At 60.3% G+C, this 15297-nt stretch carries 15 protein-coding genes, 1 tRNA gene and 1 pseudogene; 7 read left to right on the top strand and 10 right to left on the bottom strand.

Annotated elements, in window-relative coordinates; translation table 11 throughout:
- Positions 1 to 47: 47 nt before the first annotated feature.
- Entirely contained in the window at positions 48 to 299 is a 252-nt protein-coding gene (locus EFB14_RS33415; RefSeq protein ID WP_126826631.1) for a hypothetical protein, read from the top strand.
- Here EFB14_RS33415 and EFB14_RS13490 read toward each other — a convergent pair.
- Complete coding sequence (locus EFB14_RS13490) at positions 250 to 582, bottom strand: hypothetical protein (RefSeq protein WP_125846149.1); 333 nt, start codon at positions 580 to 582, stop codon at positions 250 to 252. The two genes, EFB14_RS33415 and EFB14_RS13490, sit on opposite strands and share 50 nt — an antisense overlap.
- Positions 583 to 938: 356 nt before the next feature.
- On the opposite strand from EFB14_RS13490, the gene EFB14_RS13485 reads away from it, so the two are divergent.
- On the top strand, positions 939 to 1379 hold the full coding sequence (locus tag EFB14_RS13485) for a glyoxalase superfamily protein (protein WP_125846148.1): 441 nt from the start codon (positions 939 to 941) through the stop codon (positions 1377 to 1379).
- Between the two features lie 86 nt (positions 1380 to 1465).
- Positions 1466 to 2833 carry an MATE family efflux transporter gene (locus EFB14_RS13480; protein WP_125846147.1) on the top strand — a complete coding sequence of 456 codons (1368 nt, stop codon included), beginning with the start codon at positions 1466 to 1468 and terminating at the stop codon, positions 2831 to 2833.
- 44 nt (positions 2834 to 2877) lie between these two features.
- Here the strand turns inward: EFB14_RS13480 and EFB14_RS32880 are convergent, their stop codons facing one another.
- The 9 genes and pseudogenes from EFB14_RS32880 to EFB14_RS13445 all read right to left on the bottom strand — a co-directional run bounded on the left by EFB14_RS32880 (position 2878) and on the right by EFB14_RS13445 (position 11245).
- On the bottom strand, positions 2878 to 3039 hold the full coding sequence (locus EFB14_RS32880; RefSeq protein WP_164737525.1) for a hypothetical protein: 162 nt from the start codon (positions 3037 to 3039) through the stop codon (positions 2878 to 2880).
- A gap of 97 nt (positions 3040 to 3136) precedes the next feature.
- Positions 3137 to 3973, bottom strand: coding sequence for a helix-turn-helix transcriptional regulator (locus EFB14_RS13475; RefSeq protein ID WP_126825945.1), 837 nt, complete (start codon positions 3971 to 3973; stop codon positions 3137 to 3139).
- 72 nt (positions 3974 to 4045) lie between these two features.
- Entirely contained in the window at positions 4046 to 4273 is a 228-nt protein-coding gene (locus EFB14_RS13470) for a DUF1127 domain-containing protein (RefSeq protein ID WP_125846145.1), read from the bottom strand.
- An 89-nt stretch (positions 4274 to 4362) separates the two neighbouring features.
- Complete coding sequence (gene iolB, locus EFB14_RS13465) at positions 4363 to 5160, bottom strand: 5-deoxy-glucuronate isomerase (RefSeq protein WP_125846144.1); 798 nt, start codon at positions 5158 to 5160, stop codon at positions 4363 to 4365.
- A 44-nt stretch (positions 5161 to 5204) separates the two neighbouring features.
- Positions 5205 to 5300, bottom strand: a pseudogene (locus EFB14_RS33880) (endonuclease domain-containing protein); the annotation flags it as partial.
- 30 nt (positions 5301 to 5330) lie between these two features.
- Positions 5331 to 6248, bottom strand: coding sequence for a myo-inosose-2 dehydratase (iolE, locus tag EFB14_RS13460; protein WP_125846143.1), 918 nt, complete (start codon positions 6246 to 6248; stop codon positions 5331 to 5333).
- 66 nt (positions 6249 to 6314) lie between these two features.
- The gene (iolD, locus tag EFB14_RS13455; protein ID WP_126825942.1) at positions 6315 to 8165 is read right to left on the bottom strand and encodes a 3D-(3,5/4)-trihydroxycyclohexane-1,2-dione acylhydrolase (decyclizing); all 1851 of its coding nucleotides are present in this window, start codon (positions 8163 to 8165) and stop codon (positions 6315 to 6317) included.
- Positions 8166 to 8342: 177 nt separating this feature from the next.
- Positions 8343 to 10277 (bottom strand): bifunctional 5-dehydro-2-deoxygluconokinase/5-dehydro-2-deoxyphosphogluconate aldolase, encoded by a 1935-nt coding sequence (locus EFB14_RS13450; RefSeq protein ID WP_125846141.1) that lies wholly within the window; start codon positions 10275 to 10277, stop codon positions 8343 to 8345.
- Between the two features lie 92 nt (positions 10278 to 10369).
- Positions 10370 to 11245 carry a MurR/RpiR family transcriptional regulator gene (locus tag EFB14_RS13445; protein ID WP_125846140.1) on the bottom strand — a complete coding sequence of 292 codons (876 nt, stop codon included), beginning with the start codon at positions 11243 to 11245 and terminating at the stop codon, positions 10370 to 10372.
- A 210-nt stretch (positions 11246 to 11455) separates the two neighbouring features.
- Between EFB14_RS13445 and EFB14_RS13440 the strand changes: the two genes are divergently transcribed.
- The 4 genes from EFB14_RS13440 to EFB14_RS13425 all read left to right on the top strand — a co-directional run.
- A complete protein-coding gene (locus EFB14_RS13440; RefSeq protein ID WP_126825939.1) occupies positions 11456 to 12571 on the top strand; it encodes a Gfo/Idh/MocA family protein in 1116 nt (371 codons plus the stop codon).
- A gap of 87 nt (positions 12572 to 12658) precedes the next feature.
- Positions 12659 to 13876, top strand: a complete 1218-nt coding sequence (locus tag EFB14_RS13435; RefSeq protein WP_125846138.1) for an NAD(P)/FAD-dependent oxidoreductase — start codon at positions 12659 to 12661, stop codon at positions 13874 to 13876.
- 257 nt (positions 13877 to 14133) lie between these two features.
- A tRNA-Ser gene (locus EFB14_RS13430) sits at positions 14134 to 14224 on the top strand.
- Between the two features lie 566 nt (positions 14225 to 14790).
- A partial coding sequence (locus EFB14_RS13425) for a porin (protein ID WP_164737524.1) occupies positions 14791 to 15297 on the top strand: 507 nt, incomplete at its 3' end.

Below are 15297 nucleotides of genomic sequence, written 5' to 3'. Positions count from 1 at the left end.
CGAGGACTTAGCTCAAGTGCTCCAGGAAATAGATGGAGGATGAAGCAATGGATCTCAACTGGGTTGTTCTCTTCATGGAAGTCGAAAGCCGCAAGCGCCGGATTCGTCACGATCCCTTTGCCGATCCGCTCGAGCAGCCGGAATGGTGCGGTCTCCGCTGGGCCGTTCTGATCATCGCACGTCTGGTCGCGAGAAGGAGCGCCGCTGCAGAGGCTGCGCGCCGCAAGGGGGAGAAGACTGGAGAAAGCCTCAGGTTTCGAAGCTCAGCCGCAGCACGTGATGCAGGAATTCCGGGTTGAGCAGCATATTGAAGCTGATCGTCACCAATTCGCCTTCGCGTTTGACCACGGTAGCGCCGATTTCGTCGTGGATGCCGAGAATTTCGAGGAAGAAATGGCTCGGCATCTCAAGGCTCGGGCTCACTTCGAGCAATGCGCCGGCAAGCGTGATCGTGCGGATCAGGCAGCGCACCTGCGTTCCGGTGCTGAGGTGATGGCCGACGAAGATGATGTTGCCGGGTCTGTCGAGATTGAATTCCCTGTAAGCACGTTCCGGCTTGGGGTGTTCTGTGTCGAGGTGCATCTGAAAGGCCCTTTTAGCCTCCGCTTATTGTACGACAGAATAATAACGCAGGAGTGCTGACAATTGCTGAAGAGCATCGTTAAGATTGAAGCCTTCCGCAAAACCTGCGGGGGAATCGCGCCGATTTCGTGCAGATTTGCTCCAAATCTGCTCATTCATTGCCGTACATGCGCCATTCTTGACATGCCGGCGGTGTTCGCGCATACAAAGAGCCGGTTCGAGGCACCGGCCGCTCGCGGATGAAAATCCATGGTGAAGTCCTCGCGATCATGGTCACAGCCCCTTGTGCATGCTGACTGGCGGCAATGCGAGCTCCCATCTGCAGTCGAAGAGCATGCCTTTCGAAGGCTCACTCCATGATGACCAGTTATCCCGGTATTAAAGAATTGAAGGCCCAGGCCAAGCGCCTGCGCCAGGCGATGAACGATCGCGGCACCGCTCTGACTCACAGCGCGGCCCTGGAATTGATTGCCCGCCAGCACGGCGCGCGCGACTGGAACACGCTCGCGGCCCTGGCGGCAAAGCCCAATGCGGCTGCGAAGACGCCGCTCTTCGTCGGCGCCCATATTCGCGGCCGTTACCTCAACCAGCCGTTCACAGGCGAGATTCTGGCACTTTCGGCCTTGCCGGGCGGCGATCTCCACAGGATCACCATCCATTTCGACGAGCCGGTGGATGTCGTGACCTTCGAGAGCTTTTCCGCCTTTCGCCGACGTGTGACCGCCCAGATCGACGCCGATGGCATTTCGCCGAGGAAAACCTCGAACGGACTGCCGCATCTGGTGCTCGACCTCTAAATTGCTTCTCCTCTTCTTTTGAGGCCGCCCGATCCGGATGATTTCAGTCGGATCCAGGCCCTTCCCGATTTTGCACGGATTTCTCCATGACCGATCTTTCCGCAGGCAATAGTTTTCTTACCGGCTGGCTGCCGGGCGTCTTCATCAAGACGGCGGCGCCGATCGTCGCGATTACCACAGTTAACGGCCTTTTCACCGTGGTCGACGCCTATTTCCTGGGCGCCTATGTCGGCCCCGACGCGCTCTCTGCCGTCAGTCTGATTTTCCCCGGCCTGATGCTGCTGGTCGCGCTGCAATCGCTCGTCTCGAACGGCATGGCGAGTATCCTCGCCCGCCGGCTCGGCGCCGGCAGTCGCGAAAGTGCACGCCAGGTATTCGCTGGAGCCCATACGCTGGCGCTTGCCGTGACCTTGATCCTCAACATCGTCTATTGGGCCCTGGGCCGACAGATCATCGAAACGGGCGCAGCCGGAAACGCTGCTGTCGGCCATGGCGCCATGTTGTTCATGGGTGCGATGATCACCTTTGCGCCGGTCAGCTTCTTCCTGTCGCTGCATCTCGACGGGCTGCGCTGCGAAGGCAAGATCGGTTTCATGACGCTGGTGACGCTGTCGGCCTCGCTGCTCAACATTCTTGCCAACTGGCTGTTCATGGCAGTGATGCATTGGGGTGTGCTCGGTTCGGCGGCGGGCTCCATCGCATCGCAATTCGTCTGTCTCGCAGCCGTGCTCGCCTACCGCTGGCGCCGGTCGGCGGCACTCAGGCCTTCAGCGGGGTTGGCTCTTGCCGAATGGCGCGGCATCGTCGTCTTCGGTGCGCCGATGAGCCTCGGCTTCATCGGCATATCGCTGGCCTCGGCCGCCATTTTGATCAACGTTTCGCTCTGGAGCGTGCGTGATTACGCGGCAACGGTTGCCGCCTATGGCATCATCACCCGGATCATGACCTTCACCTATCTACCGCTACTCGGCCTCAGCATCGCGCTGCAGACGATCGCCGGCAACAATCATGGCGCCGGTCTCGGGCTTCGCGTCGGCCGCAGTCTACAGATCGCCATGCTTGCCGCACTTGTCTATTGCACACTGGTGGAAATCGCCGTCGAATTGCTGGCAAGCCGCCTCGGCGCCGTCTTCGTCGCCGATCCCGCCATTATTGCCGAAGTCAGGCGCATTCTGCCGTGGACGATCGGCGCATATTTCCTCTTCGGGCAGATGCTGATTTTCTCGTCCTATTTCCAGTCGATCGGCGATGCACCGCGCGCAGCGATCTTCGGTCTGTCCCGGCCTTACCTGCTAACCCTGCCGCTCACCTTCCTGTTGCCCTTGCTCTTCGGCGAGCAAGGAATCTGGATGGTGCCGGTCTTTGCCGAGGCGGGAATGCTCGTGCTTGCCTTCCTGGTGCTGTCGCAGAACGCCAAACGGCGCGGTTGGCGCTACGGGCTTCTGCCCGCCTGAAATGGAAAAGCCGCGCTCCAAAACGCGGCTTTTGCCTGGTTCGTCTATTTCTGGCCTCTCGAAGTCGCTGATGCCGCCGCTTCCGCCTCGTTCAAGGCCTCAGCGCATTCCTGGCAGCAGACCTCGACGGTCTTGCCGCCGAGCTTGACGGTGATGGTCTCCGGGCCGAGTTCACAATCGCAGGCAGCGCATGTGGTCTTTTTCATCTGATGATCCTCCGGTTGATGTCCCGGGATTGGGACAGGCTCATAAGATCATCGAGACCGCATCGCCGCTGTCGAAATCTTTAGCGATCGACCGGCGCTATCTGCGCCGCAATTGCGCCGAACGCTGGTATTCGGCCGGGGTCTGCCCGTAGGCTTGCTTGAAGGAAGCGCTGAAATGGCTGTGGCTGGAAAAACCGAGATCGAGGCCGAGCGCGGTCAGGTCGTCGTACTGGCCGAGAAGATCGAGCGCGCGGGCAAGCCGCAGCCGCAGCTGGTAGCGGTAGAGAGGCGTCGCCTCGACCTGCTGGAAGACCTGGGTGAGATAAACAGGTGAGACACCCACCTCGGAGGCGATTTCCCCGAGTGTCCAGCGCCGCGCCAGATCGGAGGAAAGCACCAGCTTTGCCCGATCGACGAGCTTCTGCCGGCCAACGCTGGCGCCCGCCGCATGCGAAGTGCGCTCGCCGAGCGAGCGGCGCACGAGCGTCAGCGCCAATGTTTCCGCCTCCAGCGTTTCGGCGACGTTGCGGACGAGACCATGACGCAGGAGAGCGACCAGCGCCTGCGCACGCGGATCGATCCGCCGGCGCTGGCGACGGAATGAAAAGGCGGGGTCTCGCTGCACCTGCTCCTTCGGCGCCAGCTCTTCGAGCATGGATTCGTCGATCGCCAGATCGATACAGGCGTCGCCGCCTTCAATGGGATGGCTGATCCGATATCCCTGGCCGGCGTTGAAGAACAGCATCTGATTGGCTTCGGCCACCGTATCATTGCGGCCGACATGCCGCATGAAGACGCCTCGATAGGGATAGACGAGACTCGTCTTGTGGGTGCATTCCTCGTCGCTCTTGTGACGGCACTCGCCATTACAGACGACGTCACGAATCGTGACGGTCTTCGTTTTCAGGAGCAGTGCTGTTGAAAACTGCGACATCGTATGTTCCGGGGTTGGAAAGGCCGCCCGGTAAGGCGGCCCGGGGCACAATATCACAACTAACGCTCGTGTTCAGTAGCGACTGTAGACGTGAACGTCGCTTTCCGTCTGGCCCCTGGAAAGGCCTATATCCTTCAGCTGATCGTCGGAAAGTTCCATCAGCGCATTGCGGTTGCGCCGTTCGCTGATCTTCCGGGCCAGCCAGCGGACGGCCGTGATTGCGGCCGGAAGCAAGCCCGGCTGTATCTCGCGCAAAGAGCGAATATTGCGGGCCGGTATCGTGAAATTCGTGCTGTGCATGATGATCCTCCATCCTTGTTTGGATGGAGGCAGTGAACCATCAGTGACGGCTTTGCGCTGTCAGATTATTTAGCGATCGAACGCTGCTCTCACGCTTTCAGCAACCACTCGTGCTCGGGCGCGTTGTGGAATTTCCAGATCCGCTTCGGCCCGGCCATGACGTTGAGATAATAGAGATCGTAGCCATGTGTTGCCGCGCAAGGGTGATAACCCCTAGGCACCAGCGTCACGTCGCCATCCTCGACCGCCATTGCCTCGTCGAGCGAGCGATCGTCGGTGTAGACACGCTGGAAGCCGAAACCTTGCGGGGGGTTGAGGCGATGGTAATAGGTCTCTTCCAGGAAGCTCTCGTTCGGCAGATCGTCCTGGTCGTGCTTGTGCGGCGGATAGGAGGAGGTGTGGCCGCCCGGCGTGATCACCTCAACGACGAGCAGCGAATGCGCCGAGCTGTCGTCTTCCGGCATGATATTGTTGACATAGCGTACATTCGTGCCCTTGCCACGCGTCACCTGCGGATGCGTGCCCGGCGGGATCGCCTTCGCCTCATAGGTGCCGCCGCCAGGGGCGGAGCAGACAGCAAGTTCCAGATCGGTTTCCGCCGTGACCGACCAAGTCGATTCCATCGGAATATAGAGCGCATGCGGCGCGCCGTCGAAGGGGTTCATGCGCTCGCCGAGCGTGCCGAAATCCCTGGTTCCGGCGGAGGCCTTGCCCTTGCCGCTCACCCAGACGAGGCAGACTTCGCGCTCGCCGGTCTCGCCGGAAATGCTCTCGCCGGGCTTCAGGCGATGCAGATCGAAGCCGACATAGGTCCAGCCGGCGCTTTCAGGGGTGACATGCGTGACGCGGCCATGCGTGCCCGATGGTTTCACCTTGAGGTTTGGCATTGATGTTTCCTCGTAAGTTAGCGGGTGCGGCCCCCTCTGGCTGCCGCCACCTTCCCCCGAGGGGAGAAGGGATATGCCGCACCGTCTATGTTTCCCTTCTCCCCAGCGGGGAGAAGGTGCCCGGAGGGCGGATGAGGGGGCTTCTTGCTCCTGAGTCTGGGGGCGTTCCGTTATCCCTTCGGGAAGCCTTCCGTTTCCACGGTATAACCCGCGGCCGTCATAACGCGCATCAATTCAGCGTGGCCGATCTCGGCCATTTTCTGCGGGGGCGCCTTACGCGGATCCTGTTCGGCTTCGACGACGAACCAGCCTTCATAGCCGTGATCGGCGAACCGCTGGACGATGGCGCCGAAATCGAGCGAGCCGTCGCCCGGAACCGTGAAGGCGCCAAGCGCCACCGCGTCGAGGAAGGACTGCCGGCTGCGGTCCAGCCCGTCCACCACAGGCTTGCGGATGTCCTTGACGTGGACGTGGTTGATCCGGGCATGGTGATTGTCGATGGCGCGCAGCACATCGCCGCCCGCAAAAGCCAGGTGCCCGGCGTCGAGCAGCAGCGGAATGCCTTCGCCCGAATAGCGCATGAAGGCGTCGAGTTCCGGTTCGGTTTCGACGACCGCCGCCATGTGGTGGTGATAGGAGAGCGGCATGCCCTGTTCGGCGCACCATTCGCCGAATTCGGTGACGCGGCGCGCATAGGCCTTCATCTCGTCATCGGAAAGGCGCGGCTTGGTCGCGAGCGGCTTGGAGCGGTCGCCCTGGATGGAGCGGCCGACTTCGCCATAGACGATGCAGGGCGCATTGACCGCCTTGAAAAGCGAAATCATCGGCGCGATGCGGTCCTTGTTAGCGGCAAGTTCTTCATTAACAAGCGTGCCCGAGAACCAGCCGCCGCACAGCGTCACGTCGGCGGCGCGCAGGATCGGGAGCATCTCTTCCGGATTGCTGGGGAAGCGGCGGCCTTGCTCCATGCCGGTGAAACCGGCGCCACGGGATTGCCGCAGGCATTCTTCGAGGGACACGTCGTCGCTGAGCTCAGGAAGGTCGTCGTTCCACCACGCGATGGGCGACATGCCAAGTTTGGCTTTCATCAACATTCTCCTTAAAAATATTACGGAAGAGCCGCTCCGCTCTTCCGAAAAAATAACGGCAATCGTTTAACCGATGCGCTGGGCGGCACGTGCCTCGACATAGCCCTTGCGTGCCTCGTTGACCTCTTCGCGCGGGCTGACTTCAGGCACCGCGACATCCCACCAGTGGCCGCCGGCTTCGGTGGTAATAAGCGGGTCGGTGTCGATGACGAAGACCGACGTGCGGTCGTTCTTTCTGGAATCGACGATCGCCTGCTCGAGTTCTGCGATAGAGCTGACCTTGACGGCGATGGCGCCCATGCTTTCGGCATGCGCGCGGAAATCGATCTCCGGCATCACCTCGTAATAGGAGTCCTTGAGCAGATTGTTGAAGTTGGCGCCGCCGGTTCCCATCTGCAGCCGATTGATGCAGCCATAGCCGCGATTGTCGAGCACGACGATATTGAGCTTGAGGCCGAGCATGACCGAGGTCGCAAGCTCGGAATTCATCATCATGTAGGAACCGTCGCCGACCATGACGACGACATCGCGCTCCGGACGCGCCATCTTGGCGCCAAGCCCGCCGGCGATTTCGTAGCCCATGCAGGAAAAACCGTATTCCATGTGATAGCTGCCCGGGGCTGTCGCCGGCCAGAGCTTGTGCAATTCGCCGGGAAGGCCGCCTGCAGCGCAAAGAACCGTCGTGTTCTCGCCGCCGATCGTGCGCGCTACCGCGCCGATCACCTGAGCATCGGAGGGCAGGGCAGCATTGGTCGTCGCCATTGCCTTGGCGGCAGCTTCCATCCAGACCTTTTTCTCCGCGGCAGCCTTTTCGGCAAGTGCCGCCGGCGCCTTCCAGCCGGAAAGCCCCGATGAAAGTGCTTTCAGCCCTTCACGGGCATCGGCCACCAGCGGATGGCTGTCATGTTTGACCGCATCATAGGCGGCGATGTTGAGGCCGATCATGCTGAGGCTGTCGTTCTTGAACAGCGCCCAGGAGCCCGTGGTGAAATCCTGGCAGCGCGTACCGACGGCGATGACGAGGTCCGTCTCTTCGGCGATCGCATTCGCCGCCGAAGTGCCGGTGACGCCGACCGAGCCGAGCGCCAGCGGGTGGGTTTCGTTGATCGACGACTTGCCGGCCTGGGTGACGACGACAGGAATGGCATGGGCCTCGGCAAAGGCGGCAAGTTCCTTCGTCGCCTGCGAATAAAGCACGCCGCCGCCGGCAACGATCACCGGCTTCTGCGATGCCTTGATCAGTGCGATGGCATTTGCCAGTTCGTCCGCATCCGGCTGCGGCCTACGCGTCGTCCAGATCTTTTCCTGGAAGAGGCTTTCGGGATAATCGAAGGCTTCAGCCTGAACGTCCTGGCAGAGCGACAATGTCACCGGTCCGCAATCGAACGGATCGGTCAGCACCTGCATGGCGCGCTTCAGCGCCGTGATGATCTGCTCGGGCCGGGTGATTCGGTCGAAATAGCGGGAAACCGGGCGAAAGGCGTCATTGGCGGAAACCGTGCCGTCGCCGAAATCCTCGATCTGCTGCAGCACCGGGTCGGGCGCGCGGTTGGCGAAGACGTCGCCGGGCAGGAAGAGAACCGGAATGCGGTTGACATGCGCCACGCCGGCGGCCGTCACCATGTTCAGCGCGCCCGGACCGATCGAGGTCGTGCAGGCCATGAAACGCTGGCGGAAGCTCGCCTTGGCATAGGCGATTGCGGCATGCGCCATGCCCTGTTCGTTATGAGCGCGATAGGTCGTGAGTTCGCCGCGCACCTGATAAAGAGCCTCGCCCATGCCGGCGACGTTGCCATGGCCGAAGATCGCCCAGACGCCGCCGAAGATCGGCACTTTCTTGCCATCGACGATCGTCATCTGAACTTTGAGGAAATGCGCGACAGCCTGCGCCATCGTCAACCGTATCGTCTTGCCCATCGGGGCCTCCCGCAATTTTTCTTTTCGCGTTTTCCTCTCTCCAACCCCTCCCACAAGGGGAGGGGTTAACCCGCGACGGCTCGTCCAAAGGACGCTCGCTCATAGCGTGAGGCGCTGCCTCAAGTTAAGTCCCTCCCCCTTGTGGGGAGGGGTTGGGGAGGGGTCTAAATTCCATTCTTACTGAAGCCCACGCGTCTTAAGCCAGGCCTCTGTCAGTTGCCGGAAGCGGCCGGCCATGTCGGCGATCGCCTCCTCGTCGTTCATTTCGCCCGAGAGCCATGCGCGCGCCGGATCGGCAAAGATCGTCCGGCCGACGGCGAAGCCCTTCACGGAGGGAGCCGCCAGCGTCGCCTCGAAGCAGGAAATCAGTTCCTCGGCGGGTGCCTCTAACCCCAGGAGCACGATACCACGGCACCATGGATCATTTTTGGCGATAACGGCATCGATCTTTTTCCAGGCTTCGCGGGAGGCTTGCGGCTCCAGCTTCCACCAGTCCGGCTTGATGCCGAGCGCATAGAGCTCTTCCAGCGCGGTGGCGATCGTATCGTCGGTGAGCGGCCCGTTCTTGCCGGCGATGATCTCCACCAAGAGCTCGCGGCCGACCTTGCGCGCGGCCTCGAAAAGCGTGCGCAGCTTTTCCTGCTGCTCCGTCTTCAATTCTGAGGGATCATCGGGGTGATAGAAGCACAGGCACTTGATGCAATGACCGAGCGGCCATTCCACAAGCTGTGAGCCGATGTCCTGGCTGAACTCGAAGCGCAGCGGCTTCGAGCCCGGCAGTTCCACCGGTCGGCCGATCCAGGAGAAATTCTTCGTTGCCGCATCGAAGAAGGCGTCGCGGCCGAAGCGTTCGTCGATCAGCATGCCGTAGCCATCGCGGCCGTTTGAAACCCGGGCCGCTGCCGCAACCGCCAGCCGCTTGAACGCAACGATCTTGTCGTGGCCGACGCCGAGTTCATCGGCGACGCTGACGAGCTGCGAGCGGTGATCGATCGCCAGCGCCATCAGCAGCGGGATTTCGCCTCGCCGGGTCGATGCCCAATGAATATGGTTGATCGCCTCGTCCTTGCGAAGTGCGCGATGCTTGCTGCCGGTCTTGAGGAAGAAATCGAGTTCTGCCCAGGTCGGATATTCCGGTGAACAGAGCAGGCGAGAGACGGCAAAGGCGCCGCAGGCGTTGGCCCAGGTGGCGCAAGTCTTCAGCGGCTCATCCCGGAGGAAGCCGCGCAGGAAGCCGGACATGAAAGCATCGCCGGCGCCGAGCACATTGAACACCTCGATCGGGAAGCCCTGGCCGACGATGCCGGCTTCGAGGTCGTCGGCGATCGGCCCGTCATAGACGATGCAGCCCATGGCGCCGCGCTTGAGCACGATCGTCGCGGGCGTCAGGCGGCGGATCTCCTTCAGTGCGCCGAGCACGTCGTCTGCGCCGGAAGCGATCAGGATTTCCTCTTCGGTTCCGACGATGAGGTCGCAATCCGGCAGCGTCTCCTTCATCTTGGACGAGACGCGGTCTGATTTCACGTAGCGCTCGAAACCTTCCGCATGGCCGGCAAGACCCCAGAGGTTCGGCCGGTAATCAATGTCGAAGATTACCTTGCGGCCGTTCGCCTTGGCGATGCGAATCGCCTTGCGTTGGGCGGCCTCGGTGTTCGGCCGCGAGAAATGGGTGCCGGAAACGAGAACGGCGCGCGAGGATTTGATGAAATTCTCGTCGATATCGCCTTCCTCGAGCGCCATGTCGGCGCAGTCGGAGCGATAGAAGATCATCGGCGACACACCTTCGGCCTCGACCGCAAGCAGCACCAACGCCGTCAGCCGTTCCTTGTCGGTAATAATGCCATCTGTCGCTACGCCTTCGCGCGCCGCCTGCTCGCGGATGAAGCGCCCCATCTGCTCGTCCCCGACGCGGGTGATGAGGCCGGACTTGAGGCCGAGCCGCGCCGTGCCGATCGCGATATTTGATGGGCAGCCGCCGACGGACTTGGCAAATGAGGCGATATCCTCCAGTCGCGAACCGATCTGCTGGCCGTAGAGATCGACCGAGGAGCGGCCGATGGTGATTACATCAAGCGCCGGCTCCGGCTGTATACCCGGATTCGATTGTACCATGATGTCCTCCCGCTAGATTTTGCGCGGCTTCCAGTGCCAGCGAATTTTCAATAATGAAACATTGGTTCCACAAAATTGTCAATTCGGAATATTTATTCCATTTTCACTTTTGTGGGTTTTGAATGCTGGCGCTTGCGCCGCCGCTCGGCGATAGCGACCGGTAGCGCCATGGCGAGCGCCATCGAGGCGGAAAGCGAACGGAAGCCAGCGAAATCGGCCTCAGCCACTTCAAACCAATGGGTGGCGCAGGCGGCAAGCGGCGAGAAGGCCGAATCGGTGATTGCGATGACGGGCACGCCGCGATCGGCAAGCTCCTGGCTCTGGTTGAGGCTGTCAGCCGCATAGGGTGAGAAACTCGCCGCGATCGCCGCATCCTTGGGTGTCGCGAACTGCACCATTTCAGGGTCGACGCCATTCGGCGAGGCGACGATCTGATGGCGGATGTTGAGCTTGGAAAAAGCGTAGGTCATATGTGCCGTCAGCGGATAGGAACGCCGCTTTGCGATCAGATAGATCGTCTCGGCGCCAGCAAGGATGTCCACCGCTTTCGTAAAAGTGTCGGTCTGCACAGTCGCGGCCAACCGGTTGACCGATTGGTTTGCCGCGGCAATGAAGCCCGAAAGCAGATTGGCGTCCTCATCGTCGCCGCTCGATTTTTCCAGAGTGACCAGCCGCTCTTCATAGCTTAGCGTCCGATCGCGCAGCCTTTCGCGGAAGATGCTTTGGAGGTCGGAAAAGCCTTCATAGCCCAAATGATGCGCCAAGCGCACCAGTGTCGAAGGCTGGACGTCGGAAGCAGCCGCGATACTTGCGGTTGTGCCGAAAGCGATCTCATCGGGATTGCCGAGCGCAAAGGCGGCAACCTGCGCCAGCCGCTTCGGCATGTTCGCCTTGCGCTCGATGATGGTGCTGCGCAGACTTTCGAAATCGCGCGGCACGCGCGCGTGCCTCGGGGAATCGTTATCCATGCTTGCGGCTCTCGAGATGAAACAAATATTCCATAATTGCCGAGCATAGACGATTTCAAAGGGCGCGCCTAATTGTTTTTAATGCCATGTAATTGAAGGAGTTTAGACAAAATATCCGATAGCAAGCCGGAAAAGACAGGCCGGTGGTCCCTTGTCAAAATGATCCAAATATTCCAAAAATCCGCCGCGCAGCTCTTGAGGAGACAGAAAATGAGGCCACTCGGCATCGGGTTGATCGGCACCGGATATATGGGAAAGTGCCATGCATTGGCGTGGAATGCGGTGAAGACGGTATTCGGTGATGTCGAGCGTCCGCGTCTCGTGCATCTTGCGGAAGCCAATGCCGGGTTAGCTGAGGCGCGTGCTGGCGAATTCGGCTTCGAGAAGGCCACAGCCGACTGGAGGGCGTTGATCGCCGACCCTGATGTCGACGTCGTCTCCGTCACAACGCCCAACCAGTTCCATGCCGAGATGGCGATTGCAGCCCTCGAGGCAGGCAAGCACGTCTGGTGCGAAAAGCCGATGGCGCCGGCCTATGCCGATGCCGAGCGCATGCTGGAAACGGCGAGGATGTCAGGCAAGGTCGCCGCGCTTGGCTATAATTACATCCAGAATCCGGTCATGCGCCACATCAAGACGCTTGTCGGCGAGGGCACCATCGGCGCGGTCAATCATATCCGCGTCGAGATGGACGAGGATTTCATGGCCGATCCCGATGCTTTCTTCTATTGGAAGAGCGAGCTTTCCGCCGGCTACGGCGCGCTCGACGATTTCGCCGTGCACCCGCTGTCGCTGCTCTGGTATCTTTTCGGTCATGTCGAGGCAGTCATTACGGATATGGCAAAACCCTATCCGGATCGCCCTTTGAGCGAGGGTGGCCGCCGTGCGGTCGAAAACCATGATGCCGCCAACGTGCTGATTCGGCTTGGCGGCGGCATTTCCGCGGTATTGATGGCGAATCGGGCCGCCTGGGGGCGCAAGGGCCGCATCGTGCTGCAGATCTTCGGCTCGAAGGGCTCGATCGTTTACGATCAGGAGCGCATGAACGAATTCGAACTTTACCAGGCCGACGGGCGCGGCTCGGAACAGGGCTTCCGCAAGATACTGGCGGCACCTGCCCATCGGCCTTATGATCGCTTCATCCCGGCGCCTGGCCATGGGCTCGGCTTCAACGACCTGAAGATCATCGAATGCCGCGAGTTGATCCGGGCAATTTCAGGTGAACCGTCGTCGATCGTGACATTCGAAGACGGTCTCAGGATAGAGAAGTCGGTGCATGCCATGGCACAGTCCTTCCACGAGCGTCGCTGGATCGAGATCGGCTGAATGTAAGAAGCCGCTTTCCGTTGACGGCGCACGGGGCAGGGGATAGGCCTTGGCGTAATTGTCGGGCGCAGTTTCAGGAGTGAGATCGTGACGGATAGATTGGTGATCATCGGCGCGGGCCAGGCCGGTTTCGCATTGGCAGCCAAGCTGCGTGCGTTGAAGGATACGCGCCCGATCACCCTCATCGGCGCCGAGGACGTGGCTCCTTACCAGCGCCCGCCGCTTTCGAAGAAATACCTGCTCGGCGAAATGAGCTTCGACCGTCTGCTGTTTCGTCCGGAGCACTGGTATCCCGACAATGACGTCGATCTTCGCCTTTCGACTTGGGCCGAGCAAATCAACCGAGACAGCAAGCAGGTTCTGCTGCAGGACGGCTCTGTTCTCGATTACGGCACGCTTGTGCTCGCCACAGGCTCGACACCGCGCCGGCTGCCGGCCGCGATCGGCGGCGACCTTGAAGGCGTCTATGTAGCCCGCGACAAGCGCGATGCCGATCTGCTGGCCGATGAGATGCGCCCCGGTCGCCGCGTCCTCATCATCGGAGGCGGATATATCGGTCTTGAAGCGGCAGCCGTCGCCCGTCATCGCGGCTTGGAAGTCACTGTCATCGAGATGGCTGACCGCATCCTGCAGCGCGTTGCAGCGAAAGAAACCGCCGACATCATGCGCGAGATCCATCAGGCCCATGACGTTGTGATTCGCGAGAAGACGGGCCTCAAGCATCTGATCGGCAAAGATGGCCGTGTTGCCGGTGCGGCACTTTCCGACGGGTCTGACATCGACGTCGATTTCGTTGTCGTCGGCATCGGCGTCGTGCCGAACGACCAGCTTGCCAAGGAAGCCGGCCTCGAAGTCGCCAACGGCATCATCGTCGACGACTTTGCCCGCACCTCCGATCCGGCGATCTTCGCGGCGGGCGATTGCGCAGCACTTCCCTGGCAGGGCGGCCGCATCAGACTCGAATCCGTGCAAAATGCCGTCGATCAGGCGGAAGCGGCGGCAGCCGTCATCGCCGGCGGCAGCGAGCCTTATGAACCGAAACCGTGGTTCTGGTCCGACCAGTACGACGTCAAACTGCAGATCGCCGGCTTCAATCTCGGTTATGACGAGACGCTGCAGCGCCCCGGCGCCCGAGAAGGCGCTCATTCGGTCTGGTACTTCAGGGAGGGGTTGCTGATCGCTGTCGATGCGATCAACGACGCGAAAGCCTATGTAACAGGCAAGAAACTGCTGGAATCCGGGACCAATCCCGACAAATCGATTCTCGCCGACCCCTCCGCAGACCTAAAGAGCCTATTGGGCTAAGACGGGAATCGATCGTTGCAAAAGGATTGCTGCCGGTAGGAATGCCGCCTCAGGCTTGCCAATCCTTCCTTGCCGCCCGCGGCAAAGCTCTTCTTCTTTATTGCAGAGAACGAAGCGCGATCAAATTCTCCATAGATCGCGGTGTGAAACCAGGTCCGTTTTCACAACCATCAGAAATGCCGCCCAGCGTATTTCTTCTGGTGAAAGCTCAAAAAACCCTTGCATTCACAGACCGGTCACCATAGTTAGGCCGCACCGGAGAGGTGGCCGAGTGGTCGAAGGCGCTCCCCTGCTAAGGGAGTATACGTCAAAAGCGTATCGTGGGTTCGAATCCCATCTTCTCCGCCATTTTGATTTCCCAGCATATATCGGTCTTTAGCACTCGGCGGGGAGTCATGTTCGCTTAGTCGGCTACGGCTGACGGTCAAATGGTGCAAAAATCTTCCGTTTCGACTGAGAGAATCGCCTGCGGGAATCACCTTTCGCGCCCCTAGCCAGATGGGCCGGTGAAAGCGGGTCCGTGAACGTTGGGTTACGCTTCCACTGATTGCGATCTCGACCCCAAAGACCGGATTTTGTCTGAAAGGTGTCATAAATGTGTCAAGAAGCGCATGTCCAGCGCCTCTTCGATCTCGCCTAAGCAGCCACAAAATCAGCGTTTTCTTAACAAAGCATAAAGGAAATCAGGCCCGCCTGCCCGACTTGTGTCCTTTCAGCAACAGAATGTCGGGAAGGCTCTAGCAAACCCCCCATCGGAGTAAGTTGGTGATTGCGTGACGGCGCCCGTCTTGTATTTTCAGCCTCGGAAGCGAGGGCGACTGATCGTCCACTTCTTGAAACACGGGGATGGGGCAGGGAACGCTGCTCAGCGAAAGATCCCAAACCCGATCGAAACTTTGAATTGGAGGTCATTTATGAACATCAAGAGCCTTCTTCTCGGCTCCGCTGCTGCTCTCGCAGTAGTTTCCGGTGCTCAGGCTGCTGACGCTATTGTTGCTGCTGAGCCGGAACCGGTTGAATATGTTCGCGTCTGCGACGCTTACGGCACCGGCTACTTCTACATCCCGGGCACCGAAACCTGCCTCAAGATCGAAGGCTACATCCGTTTCCAGGTTAACGTTGGCGAAGACGTCGGCGGCGATTCTGACTGGGATGCAGTGACCCGCGGTCAGGTTCAGTTCACGGCCAAGAGCGACACCGAGTATGGTCCACTGACTGGCGTTATCGTCATGCAGTTCAATGCTGACAATGCGTCGACTCAGGAAGCCAAGCTCGACTCCGCTTATCTCGACATCGCGGGCCTCCGCGCTGGTCTGTTCTACAGCTGGTGGGACGATGGCCTCTCGGGTGAAACCGATGACATCGGTTCGGTCGAAACGCTGCACAACTCCATCCGCTATCAGTATGAAAGCGGCGACTTC

The sequence above is a fragment of the Rhizobium fabae genome (assembly GCF_003985135.1).
In the GTDB taxonomy this organism is placed as follows: Bacteria; Pseudomonadota; Alphaproteobacteria; order Rhizobiales; family Rhizobiaceae; genus Rhizobium; species Rhizobium pisi.
The sequence above is the reverse complement of the archived record's forward strand: the minus strand, read 5'-3'. Positions and strand labels throughout refer to the sequence as shown.

Excerpts from the sequence above, each read along its gene's own strand:
- EFB14_RS13480 (WP_125846147.1), top strand. The coding sequence starts at position 1,466 with ATGACCGATCTTTCCGCAGGCAATAGTTTTCTTACCGGCTGGCTGCCG.
- iolD (WP_126825942.1), bottom strand. The coding sequence starts at position 8,165 with ATGGGCAAGACGATACGGTTGACGATGGCGCAGGCTGTCGCGCATTTC.
- EFB14_RS13485 (WP_125846148.1), top strand. The coding sequence starts at position 939 with ATGATGACCAGTTATCCCGGTATTAAAGAATTGAAGGCCCAGGCCAAG.
- EFB14_RS33415 (WP_126826631.1), top strand. The coding sequence starts at position 48 with ATGGATCTCAACTGGGTTGTTCTCTTCATGGAAGTCGAAAGCCGCAAG.
- EFB14_RS13470 (WP_125846145.1), bottom strand. The coding sequence starts at position 4,273 with ATGCACAGCACGAATTTCACGATACCGGCCCGCAATATTCGCTCTTTG.
- EFB14_RS13445 (WP_125846140.1), bottom strand. The coding sequence starts at position 11,245 with ATGGATAACGATTCCCCGAGGCACGCGCGCGTGCCGCGCGATTTCGAA.
- EFB14_RS13450 (WP_125846141.1), bottom strand. The coding sequence starts at position 10,277 with ATGGTACAATCGAATCCGGGTATACAGCCGGAGCCGGCGCTTGATGTA.
- iolE (WP_125846143.1), bottom strand. The coding sequence starts at position 6,248 with ATGAAAGCCAAACTTGGCATGTCGCCCATCGCGTGGTGGAACGACGAC.
- EFB14_RS13440 (WP_126825939.1), top strand. The coding sequence starts at position 11,456 with ATGAGGCCACTCGGCATCGGGTTGATCGGCACCGGATATATGGGAAAG.
- EFB14_RS13490 (WP_125846149.1), bottom strand. The coding sequence starts at position 582 with ATGCACCTCGACACAGAACACCCCAAGCCGGAACGTGCTTACAGGGAA.
- iolB (WP_125846144.1), bottom strand. The coding sequence starts at position 5,160 with ATGCCAAACCTCAAGGTGAAACCATCGGGCACGCATGGCCGCGTCACG.
- EFB14_RS32880 (WP_164737525.1), bottom strand. The coding sequence starts at position 3,039 with ATGAAAAAGACCACATGCGCTGCCTGCGATTGTGAACTCGGCCCGGAG.
- EFB14_RS13475 (WP_126825945.1), bottom strand. The coding sequence starts at position 3,973 with ATGTCGCAGTTTTCAACAGCACTGCTCCTGAAAACGAAGACCGTCACG.